The organism is Vibrio sp. QJM3NY_15, assembly GCF_057785995.1.
This window is the reverse complement of record NZ_CM173517.1, coordinates 2,339,354-2,365,626: the sequence shown is the minus strand read 5'-3', so window position 1 is coordinate 2,365,626 and position 26,273 is coordinate 2,339,354. Positions and strand designations below refer to the sequence as shown.

At 42.2% G+C, this 26,273-nt stretch carries 21 protein-coding genes; 16 read left to right on the top strand and 5 right to left on the bottom strand.

The annotated features are described in order from the left end of the window. Nucleotides 1-82 precede the first annotated feature (82 nt). Genes bcsG through bcsE form a run of 3 tightly spaced genes read right to left on the bottom strand, consistent with a single transcriptional unit; the run spans nt 83 to nt 3,467 of the window. A complete protein-coding gene (bcsG, locus tag AC3CKG_RS10545; protein WP_488528327.1) occupies nt 83-1,711 on the bottom strand; it encodes a cellulose biosynthesis protein BcsG in 1,629 nt (542 codons plus the stop codon). Next, the gene (locus AC3CKG_RS10540; protein WP_196769585.1) at nt 1,711-1,887 is read right to left on the bottom strand and encodes a hypothetical protein; all 177 of its coding nucleotides are present in this window, start codon (nt 1,885-1,887) and stop codon (nt 1,711-1,713) included. The genes bcsG and AC3CKG_RS10540 overlap by 1 nt, the downstream gene beginning before the upstream one ends. Beyond that, a complete protein-coding gene (gene bcsE, locus AC3CKG_RS10535; protein ID WP_065111068.1) occupies nt 1,884-3,467 on the bottom strand; it encodes a cellulose biosynthesis protein BcsE in 1,584 nt (527 codons plus the stop codon). Before bcsE ends, AC3CKG_RS10540 begins: the two co-directional genes overlap by 4 nt. Before the next feature lie 477 nt (nt 3,468-3,944). Here bcsE and AC3CKG_RS10530 point away from each other — a divergent pair, with 477 nt between their 5' ends. The 6 genes from AC3CKG_RS10530 to AC3CKG_RS10505 are packed head-to-tail and all read left to right on the top strand — an operon-like array spanning nt 3,945 to nt 14,712. Next, on the top strand, nt 3,945-4,142 hold the full coding sequence (locus AC3CKG_RS10530) for a hypothetical protein (protein ID WP_065103283.1): 198 nt from the start codon (nt 3,945-3,947) through the stop codon (nt 4,140-4,142). Beyond that, complete coding sequence (gene bcsQ / locus AC3CKG_RS10525; protein ID WP_081276267.1) at nt 4,139-4,921, top strand: cellulose biosynthesis protein BcsQ; 783 nt, start codon at nt 4,139-4,141, stop codon at nt 4,919-4,921. Before AC3CKG_RS10530 ends, bcsQ begins: the two co-directional genes overlap by 4 nt. A 3-nt stretch (nt 4,922-4,924) precedes the next feature. Beyond that, entirely contained in the window at nt 4,925-7,558 is a 2,634-nt protein-coding gene (gene bcsA / locus AC3CKG_RS10520; protein WP_488528326.1) for a UDP-forming cellulose synthase catalytic subunit, read from the top strand. Beyond that, complete coding sequence (bcsB, locus tag AC3CKG_RS10515; protein WP_102308637.1) at nt 7,548-9,842, top strand: cellulose biosynthesis cyclic di-GMP-binding regulatory protein BcsB; 2,295 nt, start codon at nt 7,548-7,550, stop codon at nt 9,840-9,842. Before bcsA ends, bcsB begins: the two co-directional genes overlap by 11 nt. Continuing rightward, a complete protein-coding gene (gene bcsZ / locus AC3CKG_RS10510; RefSeq protein WP_488528325.1) occupies nt 9,839-10,948 on the top strand; it encodes a cellulose synthase complex periplasmic endoglucanase BcsZ in 1,110 nt (369 codons plus the stop codon). Before bcsB ends, bcsZ begins: the two co-directional genes overlap by 4 nt. Beyond that, complete coding sequence (locus tag AC3CKG_RS10505; protein WP_488528324.1) at nt 10,939-14,712, top strand: cellulose synthase subunit BcsC-related outer membrane protein; 3,774 nt, start codon at nt 10,939-10,941, stop codon at nt 14,710-14,712. Before bcsZ ends, AC3CKG_RS10505 begins: the two co-directional genes overlap by 10 nt. A gap of 80 nt (nt 14,713-14,792) precedes the next feature. Here the strand turns inward: AC3CKG_RS10505 and AC3CKG_RS10500 are convergent, their stop codons facing one another. Both AC3CKG_RS10500 and AC3CKG_RS10495 read right to left on the bottom strand, forming a co-directional pair. Next, nucleotides 14,793-15,536, bottom strand: coding sequence for a DeoR/GlpR family DNA-binding transcription regulator (locus AC3CKG_RS10500; RefSeq protein ID WP_102339428.1), 744 nt, complete (start codon nt 15,534-15,536; stop codon nt 14,793-14,795). 9 nt (nt 15,537-15,545) lie between these two features. After that, nucleotides 15,546-16,250, bottom strand: coding sequence for a glycerophosphodiester phosphodiesterase family protein (locus tag AC3CKG_RS10495; protein ID WP_488528323.1), 705 nt, complete (start codon nt 16,248-16,250; stop codon nt 15,546-15,548). 273 nt (nt 16,251-16,523) lie between these two features. Here AC3CKG_RS10495 and AC3CKG_RS10490 point away from each other — a divergent pair, with 273 nt between their 5' ends. From AC3CKG_RS10490 to AC3CKG_RS10445, 10 genes are all read left to right on the top strand, one after another. After that, a complete protein-coding gene (locus tag AC3CKG_RS10490) occupies nt 16,524-17,537 on the top strand; it encodes a C4-dicarboxylate TRAP transporter substrate-binding protein (protein WP_488528322.1) in 1,014 nt (337 codons plus the stop codon). 108 nt (nt 17,538-17,645) lie between these two features. Continuing rightward, nucleotides 17,646-18,110 (top strand): TRAP transporter small permease, encoded by a 465-nt coding sequence (locus AC3CKG_RS10485; RefSeq protein WP_065103289.1) that lies wholly within the window; start codon nt 17,646-17,648, stop codon nt 18,108-18,110. A 9-nt stretch (nt 18,111-18,119) separates the two neighbouring features. Continuing rightward, the gene (locus AC3CKG_RS10480) at nt 18,120-19,403 is read left to right on the top strand and encodes a TRAP transporter large permease (RefSeq protein WP_065103290.1); all 1,284 of its coding nucleotides are present in this window, start codon (nt 18,120-18,122) and stop codon (nt 19,401-19,403) included. 35 nt (nt 19,404-19,438) lie between these two features. Next, on the top strand, nt 19,439-20,224 hold the full coding sequence (locus tag AC3CKG_RS10475) for an HAD-IIB family hydrolase (RefSeq protein ID WP_488528321.1): 786 nt from the start codon (nt 19,439-19,441) through the stop codon (nt 20,222-20,224). Between the two features lie 671 nt (nt 20,225-20,895). Further along, on the top strand, nt 20,896-21,879 hold the full coding sequence (locus tag AC3CKG_RS10470; protein WP_280620137.1) for an LPP20 family lipoprotein: 984 nt from the start codon (nt 20,896-20,898) through the stop codon (nt 21,877-21,879). Between the two features lie 54 nt (nt 21,880-21,933). Then, nucleotides 21,934-22,938, top strand: a complete 1,005-nt coding sequence (locus AC3CKG_RS10465) for a hypothetical protein (RefSeq protein WP_065111078.1) — start codon at nt 21,934-21,936, stop codon at nt 22,936-22,938. A 3-nt stretch (nt 22,939-22,941) separates the two neighbouring features. Further along, nucleotides 22,942-23,553 (top strand): hypothetical protein, encoded by a 612-nt coding sequence (locus tag AC3CKG_RS10460; protein WP_488528320.1) that lies wholly within the window; start codon nt 22,942-22,944, stop codon nt 23,551-23,553. 80 nt (nt 23,554-23,633) lie between these two features. Continuing rightward, nucleotides 23,634-25,148, top strand: a complete 1,515-nt coding sequence (locus AC3CKG_RS10455; RefSeq protein ID WP_488528319.1) for a transglycosylase SLT domain-containing protein — start codon at nt 23,634-23,636, stop codon at nt 25,146-25,148. A 90-nt stretch (nt 25,149-25,238) separates the two neighbouring features. Next, nucleotides 25,239-25,409: a hypothetical protein gene (locus AC3CKG_RS10450; protein ID WP_196770068.1), complete on the top strand. Its 171-nt coding sequence runs from the start codon at nt 25,239-25,241 to the stop codon at nt 25,407-25,409. Between the two features lie 2 nt (nt 25,410-25,411). Continuing rightward, nucleotides 25,412-26,218 (top strand): ETEC_3214 domain-containing protein, encoded by an 807-nt coding sequence (locus tag AC3CKG_RS10445; protein ID WP_488528318.1) that lies wholly within the window; start codon nt 25,412-25,414, stop codon nt 26,216-26,218. The last annotated feature ends 55 nt before the right edge of the window (nt 26,219-26,273 follow it).

The window sequence follows — 26,273 nt, the reverse complement described above, 5'->3', positions numbered from 1 at the left end:
TTTGCCGTAAGCAACACTAAATTTTCAAATGGTCAATACTGGCTCAATTAGCCACGTACCTATTTCTACGTAGGCAACCTTTTTATTTATTTGGGTATTCAATCCAACTAGAGCCATCGAGAGTAATGTAGTATTTTCCTTTTACCTCTACCACTGTCGAGCCCGAGTTCTGAGCCACTAGAGGAGTTTCCGGCAGGTTTTCAGCTAATTTAGCTGGGGTGAACTGGCGACGGCTATAGATATCTTCTTCCAAAATATTGGCAACCAATTGCGAAAGCGCTAGATAGCTTGAAGGTGCTTTAACATGCTCGGTTTCACCATTACGCTCAATATTTTCTCCAAAAATTTTAATACCAACCGGGGTATGTACAATGGCAGGGGCGGGTATTTCCCTCATACCTTGTATTTGCATTCTGTCACCACGCATACCTGCTCCGTGTTCTGGTACGAGGGCAACAACGATATTGCGCTTTGACGCTTCAAGTTGCTTGAAAAAACCGTAAAGGTCATCAAGTAGGTTCTTCAAACGTTTTTTATAACTGATCATTGAAGTACTGGATTTTGAATTGATGATTCTATTGCCATCATGCAATGAGATTGAATTATATAGTGCGACTACTTTTTCATCGCTGCTGTTAAGCCTTTGTTGGAGCCAGTTATTTAGGACTTGCTTGTCTCTGAATATCGATGAGCCATCAAATGACTTTTGGTAAGGTTTAAACCCATCTTGAGACATGAGTTCTGTTTGTAAGTCTCCATCTTTTTTTATCAACTCAAGGAAGCTGTCGAATACACCGTTATGGTTCATTAACAGGTTCTCTTCAAAGCCAAGGTTTTTCAAATTATCAAACAGATAGCATTGGTTTGATGGAGCTGATGCAAACAGTTGGCTGTGTTCTTGCTGTCCACAGCTCGCTCTTAAGAGTCGAATAACAGCAGGGCCGCTGTATGACGTGCCTGCACTGAAGTTATCAAACATGATGTCAAATTCTTTAAACAACGGATGATTTGCTAAACCAGCAATCTCTATATCGTCCCACGCTACTGAACAAATACTTAAGAACAATAAGTCAAAGGGTGCATCTGTTTTGCTGTCCGGGCTAAACGAGACAGAACGAGACGCTTCCTGTTCGAAAAAGTCGGCTGTCAATTTGTTGAGGGACTGATCGTTTATTTCAGCAATTTGCGGTTGATCTGGACGCTCCACCACAGAATCGTTCTCTTGTGGTAAATTTGAACTAACAACAACTTGAGCTGAAGAGTCGGTATTGCCTGGCAAGCTGACATAAAGCATGGCTATGACTACAAAGACTGAGACTCGCAAAAACTTACTTAGAATGAAATAACCTGCGCATAGAGTGAATAAGCCAACGAGAGCTTCGAGTGAAACAAATCTTCCCATAAGCTCAATAAGGTATCCGATCTCAAACTGTACCAATTGTCCTGCTTGTGCCCAAAGCCTATCCAGTGGAGGGAGGTAAGAGTCATAATGTAATAGCCAAGCTGCTATCACTATAGCTATTAGGTGGCGAAATGCGTTGATTGGTTTCACTGCCACTGGGAGCAGTATAAACAGCAATAAAGCAAAGTTTTCAACTGGGTGGAAGTCAATTGTCCCTTGAACGAAAAGGGCTAGTTTGGCGATAAAATAGACATTCCACCAACCTAAACTTAGGTTTGCAAAAATGGAATCCTTAACATGAGGTTTCATTATTTAAGCTTCTTATTTTTAGTGATAATCACATCTTGTTCGAAATATCGTGAACGAGTCAGATGACGTTGATAAAAGCGTTTACCAAGCTCAATAGCATCGCGCAGGAAGTACCCTATTAGCACCCCGACAGAGGTACTGATACTTGCCGTAAGCAGGAAATCGTTAATGTTCATATGTTTCCCTTAGAGGCGATGACTGTTTTTATGGCGAATAGGGGAGTTATGTCAGCAATGGGTTGAGAAATATCTGAAAATATTTTCTGTTCTGTCGTTAGTTTCGACACTTCGGGAGAGATTGCTGTTTGATCTTCTATTATGTTCTGCAGTTCGGCTTCGATATCATGTTGAGTGTCATAGGTTTGAACCGTATGGAACAGATCGCGAATAGGAAACTCGAAGATGTTATTCAGCGCAACATTGATATCGTTATGACGGATAGCACTAAAAAGAACATACAGGGCATTATTACAGGCTGTGACAATATCACCGTCTCGGCGAATATGGCAAAGTCGCAAACATTCCTCAGGGGTCATTCCGGGTAATAGATTAAGCTTGATCAGTGCAAATCGAATGCTTGAGCGTGATGATATTGCAATAACATCGCTACAATAATTGGTAAACTCTTTGTTGAGTAAATAGCCTTTGTTCCCGAACTTCAGATCATATTTGAGCAGTGATTCAACATTTTTAGGCAAGGAGCGAGTCGATACTTGGCCTTGTATGGCCTCGACCTGAGTCATAAAGCGCATGTGAGGAACTTGAACTGGACAGATCAAATTGACTCCCGCCCGCAGTAGAAACTTTTCATCCGTATATCGCAGACACTGGTTGGTCTCTCGAATAACTATTTTTAACTGATTACCTGCTTTGGCTCGCAACCTGTAACAGTCAATAGCTAGCTGCCTAACTTCACTTTGATCGCCACAACTAAAGATCACGGTTGATGCTCTTGGACTATCAATCATGCTCAATAGTGTCTGATTGTCATTGGCTAAATGCACGCTTTTGGGCGCCTTAACTCCCTCACCTAAAACTTCTTTACTTACATAAATCCGTTCGCTGTCTGCTCTGTCTTCAGTAGTACCTGTCGAGTTTAGGCTCTGATTCAAAGTAGCTTCCAATTGATGGCTGTTTGAGCTCGTTAGGATATATTCGCTATCTGACTTAACCCCATGTTTGTTCGACCAAAAATCAACGAGGTAATTATAAGTCGACTCGTCTATTGGTGTCATCGTCGCTAACCCAGCTATATGTCGGTTATTCGTGAGTAGTTTAGGTTTTAATACGGATGTTGCAAGGTTCCCATAAATACACAAACTGATAGCTAAGTTTTTGTTAATGGCCAACTTTTCGATGTTTCGTAGAAACTCATTAATTTCATTGTCATTAGAATGAGCGAGTAAGGAGTCATGAATAAATAAAATATAAGTAGAACCTGTCTTTATATTTATCTTATGAATATCTCTGGATAGCAAAATAGGGTTAATTGTTTTTTTTGACTGATGAGTATTAACAAAATACATTTGATCTAGTGATGTGTTTGCTAAGTTATTGATCTTTGAAATGACTTCGTCAGTGATTCCAGTCAAGAATGTTTCTTTGTCTGTGAAGATTGTAAGTGATGTGTTGTCTTGATTTATTAGTAAGCTGAATAAGGAATCAATTGCTAGTCGCTTATGAGTAAACAAATTGACGTATACAGATTCATACTCTCTTTCACTGGTGGTCACTGGTAATCCATGAATCGAGTGCATAAAGTTCCTTAAGTTCAATGGCTTATTTGTTAGTTGGTAAGTAGCATATAACGAAGGGACTTATACTTTAAAGCTACGCAACTAATTTATGACAATAAAATGACGTAGATATTTTAATCAAGTTTGATCGAAAATTAAAATAGATATATTATAATTTTTCAAATAGTTATGTGTCACATCGTATATCATAGCCATTGTGAATGAATGTTTCCATGTTATTGATTTTAAATATAGATATTTAGTAAGCAGTTACAACCTGGCTTTAAGTTGCTCATTCTTTAATATCTAAGAAGAGACCATCTATTAAATGGAACGAGTGCGAACCAAGATTCCACGGTTCATTTTTTTAAATTCTACAAAGATTCTGCGCATAGGTTCGTGCGTTAAATTGTTATCAGCGTAATGGATACAGACTTAAGGAATTGACAGGAACGTCTTTACCTCTGTGTTTTTGTGCTTTTATTTTGGAAATATCGAGTGGCTGAACCAGCAAAAGACATTAATTCGATCTACGCTTCATATAACTTAACTGAACATCAGTATATTGAAATGACAGAGAATGAGTCTTATACACAAGTGAAAAGTAAGTGGTTAATATTTCAATCAAAGCGAGTCAATGATACCGAACATTGGGTTGGTAAAAAGCAGACAGGTTTAGAAGCGAAAGCGATATGAAACGTCTCGTTTTTGTTAGCTTGCGCGGTGGTTGTGGTTCTACGACTATTACTGCGAATTTGTCTCAGGCTTTAGTGAAGATCAATAAGCAGGTACTGGCGATAGATGCTTCACCTGAGAATTTATTAGGGCTCCATCTAGGCCTCCTTAATGGAGAGCACGATGGGTGGGCAGCAAGAATGTTGCAAAATCTTTCCTTGTTTGAAGCTGGCTACCAGAGTCCACAGGGCGCGGTGTTTCTTCCCTTCGGTCAGTTATCCTCTAAACAACAGCATCAATTCGAACAGAATAGAGCTCCGTTCCTGAACTCATTAGCTGAAACCACGTTAAATGCGAGCGAAGAGCAGGGTGAACAGTGGCAATTGTTCCATTCGCAGCTTTCTGATCTAAACAACCTATTGGCCAACGGCGCTATTGATGCAATAGATGCGGTATTTCTTACAATTACGGCCGATGCACTTAGCTATAGCGCACTTCAATCGTGGATTCAAAATCATCCACTCTTTCATGACTTAGTCGCTATGGGAAAACTCCGAATTCTCATTAGTCACTATCAACCAGAAACTGAAGTAGGTCGTGATTTTATGTTGGTTTTGAAAAAAGAGTATGGTCGAATATTAGTGCCAGTACTGATCCATCGTGATACTGCCTTACTAGACTGTGTTGCTAACCTTACTACTGTTCAGCATTTTTCCCCGATTAGTCAGGCTGCTAAAGATTTTCAGTCTCTCGCTTTCTGGTGCGTTTCAACGTTTTCATCTAAGCAATCCCAGGGCTAACTTATGCGTAGCCTGAATTTGATTTTCCAGCGTTGGATAACCGATCAATTTAAATCCCAGAAGGTTGCCTATGAGCAATTCTGGAATTGCAGTGGTACAAGGGCTGGCGAGTTTATTTTGTCGGTTTGGTTTTCTTTGAGTTTTGTCTTTTTGAAACCAGTTATTGCGGGTATACCTACATGGAAGCTGCCTTTACATTTGTACCCTCATATCAACTTTGCTGCTCCGAGATTAGTTGATCCTGTTAGGTTTATGATTCAAACGCTGTGGCTTGTTTTTTTTAAGCAGACCCCTTGTGTTCTTGTGTCTAAGAAAGTGACCAAAGCCTTTAGTCAAGTCTCGGCTTGGCTTAAGAAAGTCTTTTATATACCGCTGGATCAAATATCTAAATTGGTTGTTTGGCTAGAGAAAACAGCGGATCAAACCAATGGCTCAGAAATTCGCGAGCGAATGAAAGAAAGTAAATTAGCGATGTTTTTAAACTACACGCTGCTTTTCTTTGTCGTTTTTATCGCGTTGCTCTGTTTTACCGTCCCTTTCGGTTATCAGGCTCAAACTGTATTTATATTGTTGCTCTGGGCTTTGGCCATGATGGTTCGCCGTATGCCTGGGCGCTTCCCAACCATGTTGCTCATTATTCTTTCTGTTACGGCCTCGTGTCGTTATTTGTGGTGGCGTTATTCGTCCACTCTAAATTGGGATGACCCGATAGCTTTGATTCTTGGCGGCATTTTGTTGTTGGCTGAAACTTATTCTTGGATCGTACTATTACTAGGCTACTTTCAGAATATTTGGCCTTTAAGTCGAAAGCCCGTTTCTATGCCCAAAGACCATTCAAGTTGGCCAACTATCGATTTGATGATTCCAACTTATAACGAAGACCTGGACGTTGTTAAAGCAACCGTTTATGCGTCGCTTGGCGTTGACTGGCCAAAAGATAAATTAAACATCCATATTCTTGATGATGGCAAGCGTGACAGCTTTCGAGACTTTGCTAAGAGTGTTGGAGTTAACTATATCCGTCGTCCTACTAATGAACATGCCAAAGCTGGCAACATCAATTATGCATTAGAGCGCACTAGTGGTGAGTATGTCGCAATCTTCGATTGTGACCATATTCCGACGCGTGCTTTCTTTCAGTTGACGATGGGAATGTTCCTTAAAGACCCTAAGCTTGCGTTGATACAAACACCTCACCATTTCTTTTCTCCTGACCCATTTGAGCGTAACTTGTCGAATTTCCGAAATGTGCCGAATGAAGGGAACTTGTTTTATGGTTTGATTCAAGATGGCAACGACCTATGGGACGCTACTTTTTTCTGTGGTTCTTGTGCTGTTTTAAGGCGTGAACCGTTAGAAGAGGTTGGAGGTATTGCGGTTGAGACGGTGACAGAAGATGCGCACACCTCTCTTAGAATGCACCGTCTTGGCTATCGCTCAGCGTATTTAAAGCAGCCCATTTCGGCGGGCTTGGCAACTGAAACCTTATCTGCACACGTTGGTCAACGCATCCGTTGGGCTCGAGGTATGGCTCAGATATTCCGTGTAGATAATCCCCTTAAAGGAAAAGGGCTCAAGCTGTCACAACGACTATGCTATCTAAACGCGATGATGCATTTCTTGTCCGGTATCCCAAGGATAGTGTTTCTAATTGCACCTCTGGCCTTTTTGATACTGCATTCATATGTAATTTACGCTCCGGCGCTAGCTATTATTCTCTATGTGTTACCACATATGGTGCATGCCAGCATGACTAACTCGCGAATGCAGGGCGACCATCGTTATTCTTTTTGGGGGGAGGTCTACGAGACAGTTCTAGCTTGGTATATCGCAAGACCAACTACTGTTGCATTGTTTGCTCCCCATAAAGGTACTTTTAACGTAACGGCTAAAGGCGGCTTAGTCGAAAAGTCTCACTACGATTGGGTAATCTCTAGGCCTTACCTCGTCCTCGTTGCACTGAATATTCTAGGGGCTGGCGTGGGTTTCTACCGTTTAGGTTGGGGGCCGAATGATGAGGTTGGTACGGTCGTTGTGAATCTTGTTTGGACTTTATATAACCTCTTGATCTTGGGTGCTGCGGTTGCCGTAGCGGTTGAGGCAAAACAAGTTCGTAAAGACCATCGAGTAGAAGTCTCGATGCCGGTTGCTGTGAAGCTTAATACAGGGCACCTAATTCAAGCGGAAATGAAAGACTTTTCTCTAGGTGGGATTAGAGTCGAGATTGATGGTGTTGAGGACAAAACCTGTGAGCATTTGCTTGGCCAGTGTTTAGAAGTCGTACTCAAACGTGGTGGACAAGAGTTCGTTTTCCCAATGACCGTTGCCTATGCTTCTAAAGGTATCTTTGGTCTTCAGTTGGAGCAATTGTCTCACCTGCAACAAATTCAATATGTCCAATGTACATTCGCTCGGGCTGATACATGGGCGAAATGGCAGCAAGGGTATCAGTCAGATAAGCCGCTATCGAGTATGCGAGCCGTACTTCAGGTAGGGTTTAACGGCTATAAACGTTTATTGAAGCACAGCCCTAAATTTATAAGGGATAGTGTGGATATATTTTTAAAGTGTTTCGAATTTATTTGGTCACTAAGACCACGCTATGTCCCAATCAGGACCCCAAGTCATGCTAAATAATAAAACAATAACAGCGTTAGCTGCACTCTCCATCGCGTGTTTGTCGGGCAACGTTGCCGCACAAACTATTAAACAATATCAGTCAGAAATGTCTGCTGAGGCGTTACAGGTAGATAATAAAAATGCCGCAGTAGTTAAACGCGTCATTCCATTTAGTCAACTTGGCTATACAGGCTCGATTGCGATTCAAGGAAGTGAGGCAAGTGCCTACGTCGGGTTCGGTTCTCGACTTGATGAAGTCGTTTCAAAGGCGACTTTGTACTTTGATATCACTCCATCCCCAGCACTTCTCTCATTGGTTTCACACGTAAAAGTGTATTTGAACAATGAACTGATGGGTGTGACTTCTATCGTTGAAGGGCAGCAAGGGCAAAAGTTGAGTTTGTCGATGCCATTAGATACACGTTATTTCAGCAATTATAACCAAATACGCTTTGAGTTGATTGGCAATACAAAAACAGATTGTGCAAATCCAAATGATTCGAGTATTTGGGCTGAGATAAGTCAAAGTAGCCGAATTGAAATGTTTGTTCAGAAAACTTTGATCAAGAGTGATTTGAGCTTATTACCAGCACCGTTTTTTGATGTTCGTGATTTCAGTCAATTAGATTTACCTGTGGTTATTGGCGATCAATACAACCTTGATGATATCAAAGCAGCTGGTGTACTCAGCTCGTATTTTGGTGCATTAGCGAGTTGGCGAGGAGCACAATTCCCTTTGAGTCTGGATACCTTGCCAAACCGTAATGCAGTCGTGTTTATCACTAATGATAATAAACCTGATTTCTTGCGGGACTTTCCCGACACCGACGGCCCTTACTTACAAGTTATTACTCATCCGACGAATCCTTACGTGAAACTTCTTTTAGTTGTTGGACGTGATAGTGATGACCTGAATACGGCAGTTCAAGGCTTGGCGTTAGGCAACCAAATATTGACTGGACCAATCGCGAAGATTAATGAAGTTAAACAGATAAAATCACGAGTGCCTTATGATTCGCCTAACTGGGTGAGTACCGACCGTCCCGTGGCTCTATCTGAGCTCGTGGAGCAAAAAAGTGCGCTCCAAGTTGAAGGGCGTACACCTCCGCCGATTAGTGTCAGCCTGCGTTTGCCGCCGGACCTCTTCACTTGGCAGAGTCGTGGTATACCGATGGACTTAAATTATCGCTATTCTCCACCAACCGACGATCACTCAGGATCTCGTTTGACGCTAAGTATTAATGATCAGTTTATTCAGGCATTCAACTTAACGACTGAAGGACAAGGTGGTGACTCTAACCGTGTTCGAGTTCCCTTGCTGGATGACAGTTTTTTGAGTTCGGACGACCGAGTAAGAATTCCAGCATTTAAAGTGGGTAGTAAGAACCAAATCGACTTTGAATTTGGCTTTGCTTCTGTGACGGATGGACAATGCCAAGTTACTCAACCTAGTAAGCAGTACGCAGTCGTTGATGGTGATTCAACTATCGATTTTAGTGGCTTCCCTCACTACATCGAGATGCCTAATATGCGTGCATTTGCGACATCTGGCTTCCCTTACACAAGGATGGCTGATTTGTCCGAAACTGCGGTAATTCTACCGAAGCATGCGCCGATAGAAGCACTGCAAACTTTTCTCAATGTTATGGGATCATTAGGCAGCGACTCTGGTTATCCGGGTGTTCAGGTAATGGTGACCGATCAATGGGATAGTGAATCTTTGGCAGACAAAGACATATTAAGTATTGGCGTTGCTAGCGAGCTTCAAGAGGCTGGCTATGACCCAGAGCAACTTAATCTTGTTATTGAAGCCGGACAGCGTCAAATTCGATTACCAAGTAAAAATGAGCAACAGCTTGGGATGAACTGGATGAACCCTTCCAATGCTAAACAAGACGCAACAGATTATGTTTCAGTTGAGGCTAATGGATCATTTGCAGCGATTTATGGAATGGAGTCTCCATTTACAAGTAATCGTAGTTTGGTATCGATCATGGCAGCGCACCCATCTGATTTTGCGTCAATAGATAGTGCTTTAAGTGATTCCGGTAAAGTACAACATATGTTTGGCTCCTTAATTACGCTCAGGAATGATGAAGTCGCGAGTTACAATGTCGGTGCTCACTACTATGTTGGTGAGTTGCCTGTTTGGCAGTTAATTTGGTATCACTTTTCTAGTCACCCGATTCTTATTGCCTGCTTTGCCGCGTTGATGATGGTTATTGTAACTATAGTGCTGTGGAGAGTATTGCGTCAGGTCGCAGCCAAGCGTCTAGAGAAAACTGAGGGGGATGAACAATGAAAAAGTTAATCTTATTGCTATCGCTATTACTATCTCCTCAGCTTATGGCCGCTACGTGTGAGTGGGCTCAATGGAGCAATTTTAAATCGACATATATTGATAGTGGTCGAGTAATTGATGGTAGTGATGAGCGTTTAATTACCACATCTGAAGGTCAGTCTTATGCTCTATTTTTTGCGTTGGTTGCTAATGACCAAAAAGCGTTTGAGCAAGTATTGAACTGGACTCAAACAAATTTAGCGGGTGGCGACTTAACTGCAAGGTTACCCGCTTGGCTGTGGGGAGAGAGAGTCGATGGTCAATTTGGCATACTCGATGCAAACCCTGCATCAGATTCTGACTTGTGGATTGCTTATGCGTTGGGTGAGGCGGGGCGCTTGTGGGATAACTATTACTATCAATCTTTAGGGCATTTATTAGCAGCTCGTATATTGAGAGAAGAGTCGGTTCAACTTGCTGATGTTGGCACTATTTTACTTCCAGCGCCTAAGGGATTTGATCTCGGTGATGATGGCTATCGTTTGAACCCTAGCTATGTTCCTTTACAGCTGATTGACCGTATGCAGGAACTCTACCCACAATACTCGTGGGATTCAATGTACCAATCAAGTGCTCTAATGCTTGATCAAACATTGGCGAAAGGTTTTAGCCCTGACTGGGTAACTTTAAACGAAAAACAATTTACCGAAGATAAAGTCACGGGCTCTGTTGGGAGTTATAACGCAATTCGCACTTATTTGTGGGCGGGTATGCTCAATGAACAGAATCAACATAAAGCACAACTTGTTAATAGAATGCAGCCATTTGCTTCAGCGATTAAACGGTTGGGAGCACCACCACGTGAGGTTGATACAGTAACCGGCAAGTATTCTCAAAAAGGAAGCGCAGGGTTTTCAGCCGCCGCATTACCATTACTTGCTTCGATGGACAATTCAGAACTACTTGTAGCACAGGCTACTCGGGCTAAAAATGAAGTAGTGACTGGTAAAAACAACCATTACTATGACAACGTCTTGAGCTTGTTTGGTCTTGGTTGGCACAATGAGCGTTTTAGATTTGGCGAACATGGAGAGTTGCAACCAGCATGGAGTAAGCAATGTCAGTAAGAGTAGGTTCTTATTGGCTAGTACCCCTTGCTATTGTGGTGAGTGGTCTTTTTTCTGTCGGTACGGCTAAGGCGATAGGCGTGAATTCAGCGCCTCTATCCAAGGCTCAGCTCGATCTTGTTTATCAACCTGTGCAACTTGTTCAGTTTTCTTCTTCACTTGCTAGAGTTGATTCTGTGGAATGGCTAGTCAACCAACTAAAGCTTGCTGATGCTATCGGTCGCGACGATATTGTAGAAAGTACTCTACAGAGGTTGTTTGCTATTGAAAGAGCCAACCTATCAGGGCTTTATTATCAAGCAACGATGTTCTTGAAGCGTAAGCAGCCGGAACTGGCTGAGCAAAGTTATCAGCGCTTAAAAGATATCGCCCCAGATTCCTCACAAGCACGCTCTTTGTCTTCAATAATGGCCATTCAAGGTGAAAAAAGAGGCGATTATCAGCGAGCTAAGTTATTGGCTAAATCTGGCCGCTACACAGAAGCTATTAAAGCTTACCAAATCATTTTCCCTAACGGTATGCCTTCAGCTGCTCTTGAACTTGAATACCTGCAACTGCAAGCCAACTTAGATGGTAACTGGCGTCAAGTGAAGATTGGACTTGAACGTCTGAATGCTGACTACCCAGGAGTTCCTCAATTTCAGCTTGCATTGGCCAATCATATACGCAAAGACAATCCGAGCGACCCTTGGATTTTGGATACTTATCGACAACTAGCGTTGGCACCTGTCGTGGGAACGAGCGCGGCTACTTCTTGGTTAAGAGCCTTAGAACAACTGCCCATATCAAAATCAGTGACCGAGCAATACGCAATTCTGGCGAGTTACTATCCTTCAGATTTAGAGATTCAAAAAGCAAATCAAACGGCGAAGGAACGATGGAAACTAGAACAGAAATTACGTAAAGATCCTACTTACCTTGCAAAGCTGAAGGGATTAGAAGTCCTCGAATTAGGCAAAACAAATCAAGCTGAAGCTCAGTTGCGCTATGCGCTCACTACTCGTCCTAAAGATCCAGAGATTTTAGGGGGGATGGGTAAGGTTTACCTGCGCAAGGGACAACAAGAAAAAGCACTAGAGTATTTTAAGCAAGCTCAACAATTGGACAAAAATCCAGATACCTCATCCAAATGGGCTACGCTGGTTGAAACATCTCAGTATTGGGCATATTTAGATCAAGGTGATCGCCAGTTAGCAAAAGGCGAACGAGGCAAAGCGGAAAGTCTCTACCGTAAGGCGTTAGTACTTGATAAAACACAGCCATATGCATTTGTTGCACTCGGTGCTCTCTATCTCGAGCAGAAAAAATATTCGTCGGCAGATAAAGCATATTCCCAGGCTTTAGCACTAGATAAATTGAATGGTTCAGCATTGCGGGGGCGACTTGACGTTAAGATCAATCAAGGGGATTGGGATGGATCTCGAGAAGTCGCAAATAGCTACTCATCAGCTCAGCAGCAAGTTGTTGAAGATAAGATTAGTAGTATCGATTCTGAGATCATTCTTATTCGCTTAAGAAACGCAATTGCTAACAATGATGATAAAGCTATGGTTGAGTCAGTCGAAGCTCTTATCCAATTAAACCCTAGTTCTCCTTGGCTTAGATTGGACATCGCTGGCGTTGTTCGTTCTATGGGAAATAAGCCTCGTGCGGATCAGTTGATGGAAGATTGGGCAAAAGATGCCTCTGATCCTGAAATGAAGTTTGCTTATGCACTTTATCTTGCACAGAGTTTTAGAGTTAATCGAGCTATAGCTGAACTGGAAAGTATCCCAAAGCAACAAGTAACCAGCTCAATGCAGAGAACCCTTACCCGGTTAAAACTAGACTCTAAGCTCCAAGGTATTGAAACGCGCTATCAAGAATCCCCTTTAGCAGTCTCGGATCTGTTGAAGGGATTAGAAGTACAGTATCAAGGTCAGGTTCAGCCTTTGTCTCGCATTGCCGGGGCTTGGATTGACGTTGGTGAATCACCAGAAGCTGAGAGAATCTACCGTAGCATCGAACCTTCTTCATTTATTTCTACCGATGAGCAACTGGCTTATGGTGGGCTGATGGTAAGTTTAATTAAATTTGAAGATTTTGATGATTGGTTTGACGAACTAGCCCCTAGTTTTGAAGCTCAAGATTTTAGTGCGTCAGAGTTTTTGCAGTTTGATGAACTAAGAACACGCCGTATTTTGGCTGAGGCTGACTTAATGCTAGAAAATGAAAGCTTAGATCGGTCTTTAGAGCTTTACAGTAGGGTATTGTCAGAATCTGAACCTTACAAAACCCAAGCTCAAATTGGAATGTTACGTGTAAGCGCATTAAATGGAGATACAGAGGTCTATAACCAATATCATCCCATCTTAAAGCAAAAGGCTGACTTCTTAACGGCATCACAATTGATGACCACGGCGAGTATATTTAATCAGCAAGGACACGTAGATGACGCGAATCAGCTCAACGCATTACTAGATAGCAAGGCAGATGCGGGTGTGCTCGAATACCGAGACGGTATGGCAATTGCGATGGAAAATGAACAGTGGCTATTAGCTGAAGAGAGAGCCTATCAAGCACTGAACAGTGACCGAATTGAGAAAGCAGAACGACAAAGCCCTGCAGAAACGACGACTCCTACGTTGCGAGAGTTGTACAATAATAGTGATGATTATTGGTTAACACGCAATGTGAAGTCGGATTTAGATACATTACATGACCGTAGCGATGGCCACATACTTTTTGGTTGGGATTACAGTGCTCGTGATGGTCAAAATCAATCGAATCAAGTCCCGATTGAAGCTAGATTGCCAATTGAAGAGTGGGACGGTCATTTGTTACTTAGAGCTGACTATGTATCAATAGATTCCGGAGAGCTCGAATATTATGAAAAATCATCGAATTCATCAGGCGAACAGTTCCAAGATAGCTCATCGGGTTTAGCTTTGGGTGTTGGTTGGCAAGCTAAAAACTGGAGTGCTGATATCGGTACCACACCAGTAGGTTTTGACCACACGACTTGGGTTGGGGGTGTCAGTGTTGATGGTGACTTAGGACAGTTTGGCTGGACTGCAGTTGCCTCTCGTCGTCCAGAAACGAGCAGTACACTCTCTTACGCGGGAATGTCAGTTCCTTCTGGTACTTCCGACATAGAAGGAACTAAGTGGGGTGGGGTTGTAAGAACGGGAGTCAAGTTTAATACCAGTTGGGATATTGGGGGGCCTTATGGTTTTTGGAGCAGCCTTCAATATCACACGCTAACGGGTGAAAATGTCGAGGATAACAATCGACTTGGCGTTCTTGGTGGCGCTTATTACAAGTTGATCTCTACTGATCACGAGCGTTTGAGTATCGGAACAAACCTGATTTATCTTGGGTATGATAAAAACCTTGGTGAGTATTCCCTTGGCCATGGTGGCTATTACAGCCCGCAAAGTTATCTGTCGATTTCGTTACCCGTCAATTACTACGGTCGATACGATAACACTTGGTCGTATTTATTAAGTGGCTCTATTTCCAATTCATGGACGCAAGAAGACGCACCTTATCTGAGCCTAAATGGTACGTCTGAATCGGGTGGGGGTTTTGGTTCATCTTTTCAAGCGGCTGTTGAAAAACGCGTGAGTAAGCGTTGGTATTTAGGTGCATTACTGGATTTACAGCGCTCGGAGTTTTACACACCAAACCATTTTATGCTCTATGCCAAATATACATTCAATGATCGTTGGCAGCCTATTGAATTCCCACCGGCGACACCGATTCTGTATAGTGATTTTTATTAGAATCAATGGCTAGAAATCAAGGTGACTTTAATGAGTCGCCTTGATTTCGAATAGAATACTTTACGAATAAAGGCCTCATATTAAGTTCCTTCTATCAGCCTTATTGTTAGTTCTGAAGGCAGCTGATTATTATTGGTATATATGCAGTCAAATTGCTCCAGTGACGCAACTTTTAGTGCAGCAAAACGGCCCCATTTACTGGCATCCGCGACAAGCCAGCTTTCACGGCTGTTCTTTATGATCGATTTGGATAGGTCGGCTTCAACTTGCTCATGTTCCATGGCGAAATGGCTTTCTGTTACAGAGCCACAACCACAAATGCCAATGTCGGCTTCAAAATCGGAAAAGAAGTGGACCACGCTACTTCCCACCATGTCTTGATGCTCTCTTCGAAATAAACCGCCCGCTAAGTACACTTCAATCTGCTCGTTTGCTTCGAGGATTCGAGCGACTTGCAGGTTATTGGTGATCACTCGCAATGCTGGCTTCGCCAATAAATACTGTGCGATACGAGTGACGGTCGTACCAATGCCCATCATTACCGTTGAACCTTCAGGTATCGCGTCTGCAACAGCCTTCGCGATACTGTCTTTCATTTCTGATTCAACGCCAGCGCGGAATCGATAGCTGGTGTTGGTCAGTGTTGTCGGTAAGCTCACGCCTCCATGCACTCTTCGTGCTAAACCTTGCTCGCATAAGTGGTTGACGTCACGACGAATGGTTTGAGTGGTTACGGCAAATAGCTCGGCTAAATGATCAATCTGTACGTCTTGATTCGCTTTAAGCGTCGCGAGTATTTGTTTTTGGCGGTGGTTCAGTTCCATAGAAGCTCACTAAAATTTATTTGGTACGTCGGTAATGATGTTATCAACACCCAGGTTGAGGTATTTACTCGTCAGTTGTGGGTCGTTTAGCGTCCATATTTTAAGAACCGCACCTGAATCTTTGATCGCTTTCGCCGTTTTCTCATCAAGAATTCGGTGGTCAATATGAATGCTGTAAAGGTCGAGTGATTTAAGTGATTCAAGGCTGAAATCATTCCATACTTCGCAGATAAACCCTCGTCTAACTTCGGGCATTAACTCTTGGCACTGACTTAGTGCATCCTTTTTGAAGCTTGAGATGAGCAGTTTTTCACTAGGGAAGTCCTTTTGCTTTATCAGTGCAATAACTTGGTCAACTAAAGGTTTTATCGCCTTATCGTCATATATCTTGATCTCAAGGTTCAGAGTTAGTTCGAGCTCTAGGCACTTGTCTAGCGCTTCACTTAACGTCGGAATAGTTGTTCCCGCGAACTCACTACCAAACCAACTGCCAGCATCTAACGTTTTGAGAGCGGTTAAATCTAAATCTGCAATATTCCCAGTCCCATTAGTACAGCGGTCTACCGTTCTATCATGAAAAACCATAGGGATACCGTCGGCACTGAGCTGGGTATCAATTTCAACCCAATTTGCGCCTGCTTTCGCTGCTTGTTCAATACTGACTAGCGTGTTTTCTGGTGCTAAAGAAGCGGCACCGCGGTGGCCTGTAATCATAATGCATTCTCGATGTTCATTTGAAAATTTAGGGGACATTAGCTTTGTTTTATTACAGATTTATTATCGATTGACTATATCAACCGATTTTAACTGAGAACTAGTTAAAGGAAGTCGGTTAGAGTTTATACAATAGTGAGACCTTATACTCAATATGTTCAAGTGGCTAAGGTAAATGTTCATATGAATGTAATAATTCACTTACATACTCTACGAAAACTTAATAACACCCTCTATATTTAGAAAACGATAGCCACGAAAAGGTGATAAAAAATGAAAAAGCTATTAGGTACAGTAATTATGGCGGCAACGCTGCTTGTTGGTTGTGGTGAAGCTGACAAGGCTGGTTCTGAAGCTAAAGATGAGCCGATCAATATCAACATGAGCCTTGTGTTCACTCAAAATGAGTTGTTAACACAAGAACTTATCAAAGCGACCGACAAAATACGCGAAAGAACTGAAGGTTCGGTAAACATTAAAGTTTTTCCTGGTGGTCAATTACCGGTTTACAAAGATAACTTGGAACAAGTGGTTAACGGCGCAAACTGGATTGCTGTTGAGGATTTAACCTACCTAGGCGATTACGTACCAGACTTCGCTGCACTGGCAGGCCCAATGTTGTACAACACGTATGATGAATATTTAGCGATGATGGATACGGAATTTGTCGCGGGCTTGAAGGCTAAAGCTGAAGAGAAAGGCATTAAAGTACTGAATGCAGACTACATGTTTGGGTTCCGTCACATGATCACTAATAAAGAGATTGTGAACTCTGAAGACATGAAAGGGATGCGTATCCGTGTTCCACAAAGTCAGTTGTTTATCAGCACGCTTTCAGCAATGGGCGCGGCTCCAGCTTCTCTGCCATTCCCAGAAACCTATGCAGGCGTTCAACAAGGTGTTGTTGACGGCCTTGAAGGTTCAATCCTGACTATGTACTCAACCAAAATCTATGAAGTAGCGAAGAATATGTCTTTGACTAAACACTTCCTAGGCACGGTTGGTATCTACATTTCACCGACTCTTTGGGACAAGTTTACGCCAGAGCAACAGCAAATCATCAATGAAGAGCTAGAAGCGGGCGCAGAATCTAATACTGCAGAGCTGGTTAAGCTTGATGTTGAATACACTCAAAAACTTGAAGAGCTAGGCGTTACGTTTAATGAAGTTAACTCTGATGAGTTCAATGAGTTGACGGCTGACGTGTACAACCAGTTCCCAACATGGAGCGAAGGTATACACGCAACGATCATGAAAGAGTTGGAAGAGATTCGAGCTGCACAGTAATTGTGCGAATTTAGATTAATTTGTTAATTAAGACGGCCTGATTTCCTTCAGGCCGTTTTATTCCTGAAGTAACCGACGTGATGTTGGGTGCTTTACTGGAGAAGTCTTTTGTTTTTATTGAAAAATATTGAAGAAATCCTCGCCTCTATTGCTATTTCGATTACCGTTTTAGTGGTCATCATTAACGTCGTTTTACGTTATGGCTTTGGATTTGTTGTCCCTTGGAGTGAAGAACTCTCGGTTATTTGCTTCATATGGGCTGTCTATTTAGGCATTAGTTCCTGCTATAAGCATAAGCTTCACATGGGTGTTGATGTGGTGGTTGCCATGCTGCCTGAAAAAGCCAAAATCCCGTTTAGATTATGTGTTTCTGTTTTCCTACTGGCTCTGAACATCTTGATGGCCGTTCTGAGTTATCAATACTTGATGCTATCTAACAAGGTAACACCAGTGATGGGCATGTCATATTTTGCTATCAATGGTGTGTTGTTACTTTGCTTCTCATTGATGGCAATCCACACGGTTCGATTCATCGTCAGCGATGTTGCTTCTCTAAAGCGCTCTTTTAAGTAGGTACGATTCATGGAAAGCTATCTTCCAATCCTCATTCTTTTTGTTCTGTTTCTATTGAATATACCCATTGCGTTTTCATTGATCGCGTCAGCAATGGTGTACTTTTTATTTATCAATGACTCAATTCCCGTCAGCTTGGTAATGCAGCGCTTTATTAGCTCGACAGAGTCGTTTCCATTGTTGGCCATTCCGTTCTTTATCATGGTTGGTTCGGTGATGAACTATGCGGGAATCAGTAAAAGCTTATTGGCTTTTGCAGACTCGATGATTGGCCATAAAACGGGCGGTCTTGCGCAGGTGAATGTCGCGTTGAGTACGTTAATGGGTGGTATTTCTGGCTCTGCGAATGCCGATGCCGCGATGCAATCAAAGATCCTTGCGCCTGAAATGACTAAGCGCGGTTATGATCTGCCATTTACAGCTGCAGTGACGGCTGCGTCATCAAGTATCAGTCCTGTTATCCCACCGGGTATTAACTTAATCATCTTTGCCTTGTTAGCTAATGTTTCCGTTCATCAGATGTTTATCGCGGGTTATGTTCCTGCCTTTTTGATGGCGTTATCGCTGATGGTGACAATCGCGTTTATCGCACGTAAGCGTCGTTATAAGCCTTCTCGTTCCGAGCCTGCGTCTGCGAAAGAGCGTTTTCATTACTTTCTAAAAGCGATTCCCGCGTTACTGATTCCTTTCGGCATTATTCTTGGTATGCGTTTTGGTTTGTTTACACCGACAGAAGCGGGTGCAATCGCAGTATTGCTTTGTGCGATTATTGGCATTTTTGTTTATCGTCAGCTTGGCCTGCGACATATCCCGTTAATCATGCGTGAAACGGTGCAGGGCACCAGTAGTGTGATGTTCATTATTATTGGAGCGATGGTCTTCGGTTACTACATGACCCTAGAGCAAATCCCGCACAATGTTGCGTCTGCTTTGATAGAACTTACTGATAACAAGTTACTCTTGTTGCTGTTGATTAACGTGTTGTTGCTCGTTGTAGGGATGTTCATCGAAGGTGGTGCCGCGATGATCATTTTAACGCCATTGTTGCTTCCGGCTGTGCTTAACCTAGGCGTAAACCCGGTGCACTTCGGCATTATCGTGATCGTTAATATTATGATTGGTGGTGTGACGCCACCGTTCGGTTCGATGATGTTTACTGTATGTTCCATCTTGAAGGTTCGTATGGTCGACTTTGTAAAAGAAGTAGTGCCTTTGCTACTCGCTTTATTGTCGGTGTTGATGTTGCTGACTTTCTCTGAAAGTTTAGTGATGTTTTTACCGAATTTACTTTAACACTAATAAGTTAGTTTAGATTTGAGGGTGTAGAAATGAATTCGGTAACGAATGATTTAGACCAAAATTGGAAAAGCATTGATTGGGTACTGACGGATGTCGACGATACCTTAACTTGGCAAGGTCAGTTGCCTCCAGAAACATTGGTGGCGTTGAAAGCGTTAAAAGATGCGGGGAAAAAGGTCGTGGCTGTGACGGGGGCTTGTGCTGGATGGTGTGATCATATTGCTCAGCTATGGCCTGTCGATGCGGTTCTCGGTGAGAACGGCGCGTTTATAATGGAAAAGAAAAACGGTTATCTGACATTGCGCTCTGATATCCCTTTGCCAGAAGTCAGTGCCAATCAGAGTAAGCTGAAAGAGCAAGTATTAGCTATTTTAAGCGATTATCCAGAGCTCAGTTTAACGCTGGATCAGTCTTACCGTTTGTGTGAGGTGGCGATCGACATCGGTCAAAACCGTCCAAAAGTCGATGATGGCATTATTGAAGAGATTGTCTCTAAGATTCACGCTTTAGGTGCACATGCCACAGCAAGCTCTATTCACATTAATGCTTGGTATGGTGAGCACTCTAAGAAAGCGACATCGACCGCCTTTCTCAAAGAGAAGGGGCTATCTGATCAAGAGATAATAGAGCGTAGTTGCTATGTTGGTGATTCGATGAACGACCAATACATGTTTGAAATTTTGCCTTTCAGTGTTGGTGTAGCGAACATTGAACACTATTGGACGAAGTTATCGCATCATCCGGTTGTTGTTATGAAGAAACCCGGCGGATATGGTTTTTCGGAGTTTGTCGATAAGCTACTTGCTTTAAAATAAATCATCGAGATTGACTATCGACTTGATGCTTTCCCTTAATGGACCTCATTGATGAGGTCCATTTCTTATAATTAATAAATGCCTTAAACTTGTCCTAAAAATAGGCTTTCCTCTTCTCCGAGGGGGAGTTCCCCGTCTTATTCATCACCTTCCTTAAGTGACTCAATCTCATATAAATACTCGTCCTATTTATGTAATTAACCGTTAAGTTGTTTATTTTATAATTATTATAAATGGTATTTTGGTTTTTTATTAACCTAGTGTTTTATGGTTGTAGGTAAATTAATAACCTCTTGAGTTAAAATTACCCTTTTGGTGTGGGTGCTAATTGAGCGATATTTAATTTTTTATTGAATCAACATCATAAAAACAATAAAAAACATGTGCATTTTTTAATCTCGGAAGAGGTTTTTTTAAGATCTTCCTCACGTTTTATATTAAAAAAATAATTAATTTCTCTCTGTTTCATAAGTGAGACAAAACTCTTTATAAACAGAGTCTTGTATTATTAAAACTATTAAATCATCGATAATTGATCGAATAACGATCAAAAAAATAATAAAAATTAAACATATTTCGATTAAAAACAAATCAAAGATATTAATTGAGATATTTGAATGTTTTAAAATGTGTATATAAGATTGCGCCAAATTTTCAGATATCGGTTGTAAATGTCTTTGAACAGAAATGTTGCTCATTTTTTTATCATCTTAATTTCGGTTTTTATAATTTCTGGATGTCAGTCAACTAAACCAGAATGGTATTCAAAACCTAAATTTGATAACGATGATTATATTTATGCCGTTGCTCAAGCACGCACGTTATCTCACGCAAAAAAAATCGCTGTAAACAACATAAACGAGAAATTGTGGACTCAAGTCGAATCCAGTTTTTACATGCGCGATACCGTGCGAGAAACAAACGGTTCTGACTTCTCGAACAGCTTAGTCGACAATAAAGTGAATACTAAAACAGAGTCACTGACTTTAAATGGTATTGAATACTTACAGATGGAAGAGAACGATCTCGGGGCATTTGTCGAAGTTAAAATAAAGAAGAATTTAGTGACTCAGCAGTTAATACGTGAAATTGAAGGTATTAACCGAAAAGCACAGAGAGAAATCGCAGCTCTAAAGCATGAAGATAAACTACTTTGGTGGCTGGATAACCGCACCGTATATCAGATGCAGCACGACGCGTCAGTACGTATTGCTATGCTCGCGCCCTTAAGACCTAACTATCAAGCTGACGTTAGTTCAATCGAGAAATTCGTGGTTACGTACGAAATAGTAAGTAGCCAAATCAATATTCGCCTTTCATCTGATCGAGAATCGAGCAAGGCAGTCCAGTTATTAGGCAATCAGCTTTCTGAATTTTATATTGCCACATCGACATCTAAGAGAAAGAACCAAACACATATTCTGAAGGTGGATTCAGAGCGCCGAAGAAATAAAGTGGGTGACGCATTTATTTCTACATTGGTTTCGAGTATCAAAGTGGTCAACATGAATTCGAAAACAGTATCTCGCAGTGAAATTATTTCTACGGGTAACTCTGTCACTAACTACAAATATGCTGACGAAGGGGCTGCTCGCCATTTCGATGAGCAAGTAAAAGAACAAGGGATTTGGACAGCGCTAGGTTTAATCAAATAGCAAACTCCAGATTCTATAAAAATAAAATAAAACGAATATATTCGGAGCGAATAAATGTTAAAGAAAACACTGGTGGCTGGTGCTGTGCTTACAACTTTGTCTGGTTGTGCGTCGGTAAGTGAAGTATGTACGCCTGATACACGCGTAGAAATCGAAGCCGCTGACATTCAGTTGCCTTCTTCAGACGACACTAAAGTTGTTGTCCTACCTGTTGACCTTGAGTTCAAGAACTCTGCATCGAAAAAGATGCAGGCAGCAATGCGAAATGCGCTAGAAACACAGATCGATGCAACGGGTGCAAATCTTGTTGATCGTAAAATTGCCAACAAAGTGAAAAGCGAGATCAAACTGGCTGAACAAAGTGGCCGTCTAAGCAGTAAAGGTGTACCAATCGCTGATTACGCGGTTATCACAGAGATCACTCGTGCTGACTTGAGTACCTCTTTCAGCGAGCGTCGTACTTACGAGAATGATGAAGGCGAGACCAAGGTTGTTCCAGCTTCATGTAGCTATGATTTTGACGTAGAGGCGATTGCAAAAGTTGTTGCTCTGCCAAGCATGGAAGTGATGAAGCGCATTAAGCTTGAAGGTGATTTTTATTCATCGTCAGAAACGAGCAATTCTCGTTGTCCGGTAAGTGAATCCGGTTACGGCTCAATGGCAGCGAAAGCAGCGGCAGAAGCAGTAGATCATTCGACTGACCTGAGCAAGATGTTGGCGGCAAGTGCACCGGTTCTAGAGATGCGCCAATGTGCAGCTGGGACTCAAGTACGTGTTGCGATGGGTAAACAACAAAAAATTAAACCGGGTGCAGATATTGTGTTCTCGAACGCTATGAAATCTCTTGAAGGTGACACAGAAATTTACCCAATCGGTGAAGGCTACGTTGTAAATAACGAGATTAACGCCGTAACTGACAAACACTCTTGGATCGTGATCGATGAAGAGCTCTCACTAAAAGTGAAAAAGGGCACGATGGGTAAGGTAGATGCATCAAGCATTCAATGCGATTTTACCGATTTAGAATGCCACGAAAAAAACCTTAGGAATAGCATCTAATTTATGAAAAAACTACTTATTGCAACATCACTAGTGACGATTTTATCTGGTTGTCAGAGCAACAATACGACAGTTAAGGAAGCGCAAAACTTTGCGCCTTGTACTTTCCCTGATGCACCTACTGTATCAGCACCGGGCTGGATCTGCGATGTGATTCCTACTGATATCGCTACTGCTGCTAAGGGCTATGCCAAGAAAAGCGCAGCGGGTATGACTGTGATGCGCAAGATCGCCGTTAATGATGCACGTGTAAACCTTGCTGCTGAATTTGAAACTGATGTGAGCAACTTGTTCCAAGCGGCGACAGAGGGCGTAACGTCAACTTCAGCTGCTGGGGGGGTAACTGTTGTAACTGAAGATGTTAAAGAGACATTCGAAAACATCACTAAGTCGGTTGTCAACAAAACACTAACCAACAGTCGTGTCATCGTGAGCCAAGCAAGCCCAACGGGTGGCCTGTATGTTCTAGTCGGTATGGACCAAGCTGCATACGACGCAAACATGAACAAAGTTATCGACGAAGTTGCTGGTGAAGATTCTGCACTGTGGAACCAATTCAACAACGACAAAGCGGCTGCAGACCTTGCTGCAGCGTTCGAAGCATTGAAAAAGTAACCGCTTAATTGCGATGAGTAAATATGAAAAAGGCCGCCAATTGAGTGGCCTTTTGTTTCTCTACACTCTTGGAGTGAACTATGCACAAAATGATCAATAAGACGGTATTGGCTGTGGTCATCTCAGCCGCAGTCAGTAGTCAAGCTCTGGCTGTATCAGAAGACCAAAAGCAGCAGCTAGACAACGCAATTGTTAAAGCCAGTCAGTCTCAAGAAGACAAGGTCAAAGAGTTCCACGTTTATGTAAATGCTTACTTAGATGAATACGAAGAATGGCGCGACGAATACACAAATAATCTTGATCAGCGCCGTAGCGATTTGATCAAGAATTGGGGTGAAGGTGAGGTTTCATCTCAAACCAAACATGTCGAGTATTCGCAAGACGATCAAGTGAAGACTGCCGTCGACTATGAAAGTAATACCGCAACGGTATCTGTTTTGGTTGATGAAGACAGCACACCTGAAGAGATCAAAGTGCTTGTAAAAGAGATTCCTGTTGAAGTGGAAGGTCAAAGTGTTGAACTGGCCGACTTGAAAGCGGCAGACCATGCTGTGTTGTACTCGTTGGAAAAAGAGCAACAAGAAAAAGACTTTGTAATCGACCAAACGCAAAGTCAAATGAATGAGCTTGATGTTCAAGCTGAGCGTCTTATTCAATCAAACACTGGCATTCCAGATTCATTTATTTATCAGCGTGCTCACAACAAAAAACTGGCACTCATAAGCAAAGCGCAACAGCGTATTGCAGCACAGACTAAGCTGTACGACGAAATGCGTGCTAAATACGGAATTGAAGTGACAAGACCAGAGCCTCAGGTTGAACAGGTTGAAAAAGTAGAATCCCCTAAGGAAGTCGCTAAATTAGAGCCAGTCGCAGAACCAAAGCAGCCTTCGAAAGTGGTTGAAAAGACCATAGAGAACGCAGCTGAAAAAGTACCTGAAATTAACGCTGTGAAACTTGAGCCTGCCGTAAAACCTGTGCCTGCAGTGGAAGTGGCTGCTACGCCAGTGAAGCCGAAAAAGGTGGTGACCTACAAAGTTAAACTTCCTGAAAACAGCTTAAAAGCGCGCGCAAGCAAATACAGCGCTTTAGCTGAGAAAGAGAGTAAAAACTGGGAGATTGATGCGGCATTGATCATGGCGATTATGCACTCGGAATCGGCTTTCCGTCCTGATGCGAAATCGCACGTTCCAGCATTTGGTTTGATGCAAGTGGTACCAACCAGCGCCGGGCATGATGTGAACAAACAAGTTCGCAATATTGATGCGCCGATGAAAGTGGCTGATTTGTATCAACCTGTGATTAACGTAGAAACCGGAACGGCTTATCTAGATATCTTGAACAGCAAATATCTACGTAGGATCAAAAATGACGAAAGTCGTTTGTACTGTGTGATTGCGGCATATAACACCGGCGCGGGCAACGTGGCGAGAGCATTTAATAAAGATCGCTCTACCAGTATTGGTAAAGCTTCTAAGGTGATTAATGAACTGACGCCACAAGAAGTCTATGACCAACTGGTTGCTAACCTGCCATACGATGAAACCAAGAACTACTTAAAGAAAGTAAACAGTCGTATTGCATTGTATAAGTGATAATTAAGTCATATATGAGATAAGTAGAGCAAAATAAAGTACATGTTGTAGGCATGTACTTTTCTATTAGTGGAAGAGTAGAGAGTAACTATGTTTAAAATTTTCGCGTTAGCGTTTATCGGTATTGGTATTTACCTTGGTCTTAACTACAGCGATGAAATTGAAAGCATCATGGATACTGATGCGTTTGAGCGAGTGCAAGAAAAAGCCGAAGACGGCACAGATGCTTTAATGGATAAGATCGACGAGATTAAAGGTTAATAATGTCTCAAGAACACAGCACAGATCTTCAAAAAGATATACAAGAAGAACTGCAAGAACTTCAGGATACGCAAGAGTCACTGTTAGAAGAGCAAAAGAAAGGCGGGATAGCGCGCACCATTGGTTTAGTCTCGGTTATTTCTATTGCTTTGGGCGGCTTTAATGACAGCTTCGATGCATTAGAAAAAATGTTTGATTTCGGTCTTTCTCAAATGACGGATATTCCATCACATAGAAAGCTGGATAAGATTTATATTCGTTCATCCGCTGAAACTTTGGATCAAACATTTGGTGCACCTGTCTATATAAAGCGCGCAACAACGAACGATGTGATCAAGTATTATCAAGACGACAACTTCATTCTTTCGGCTATCACGCGGGACAACGCCATTGTTGCTTATCTCGTATTCCCTAATGAAGGTTTTGCTCCAGAAACTCTAGAGCACGCAGGTGGTTCGGATTTCTTCTCTCACTCTTTTAGTGCCATTGAGAGTGTTAATGAAATCCGAGCATCGTTTGCAAGAACTGGCAATTACTACATTGAAGAAAATAACGGTGGTGAATTTGGCTACTTATATTCTTCAATCAGTGGTGTCAGTGAATTTGTCTCGCCAATGACAAAGGAGAGTAAGGCGTTACTTGCTGAAGTCGTGGATTCATTGACCATGGATGAGAATGTCGCGGAAAACGTAGGAGCTTTGCGTATGAGCACGATCCCGAACTTCTATGGTTACAGTACTCTAGGTGTCGGTGCTTTAGAAGAAGCTATTTTGTCTAACACAGAATATCGTTTAATTCATAAGACTTAACCATTAACACGTCAGTTCTAGCTTTTTGCGAAGCTAGAACTTTATTAACAGTTGG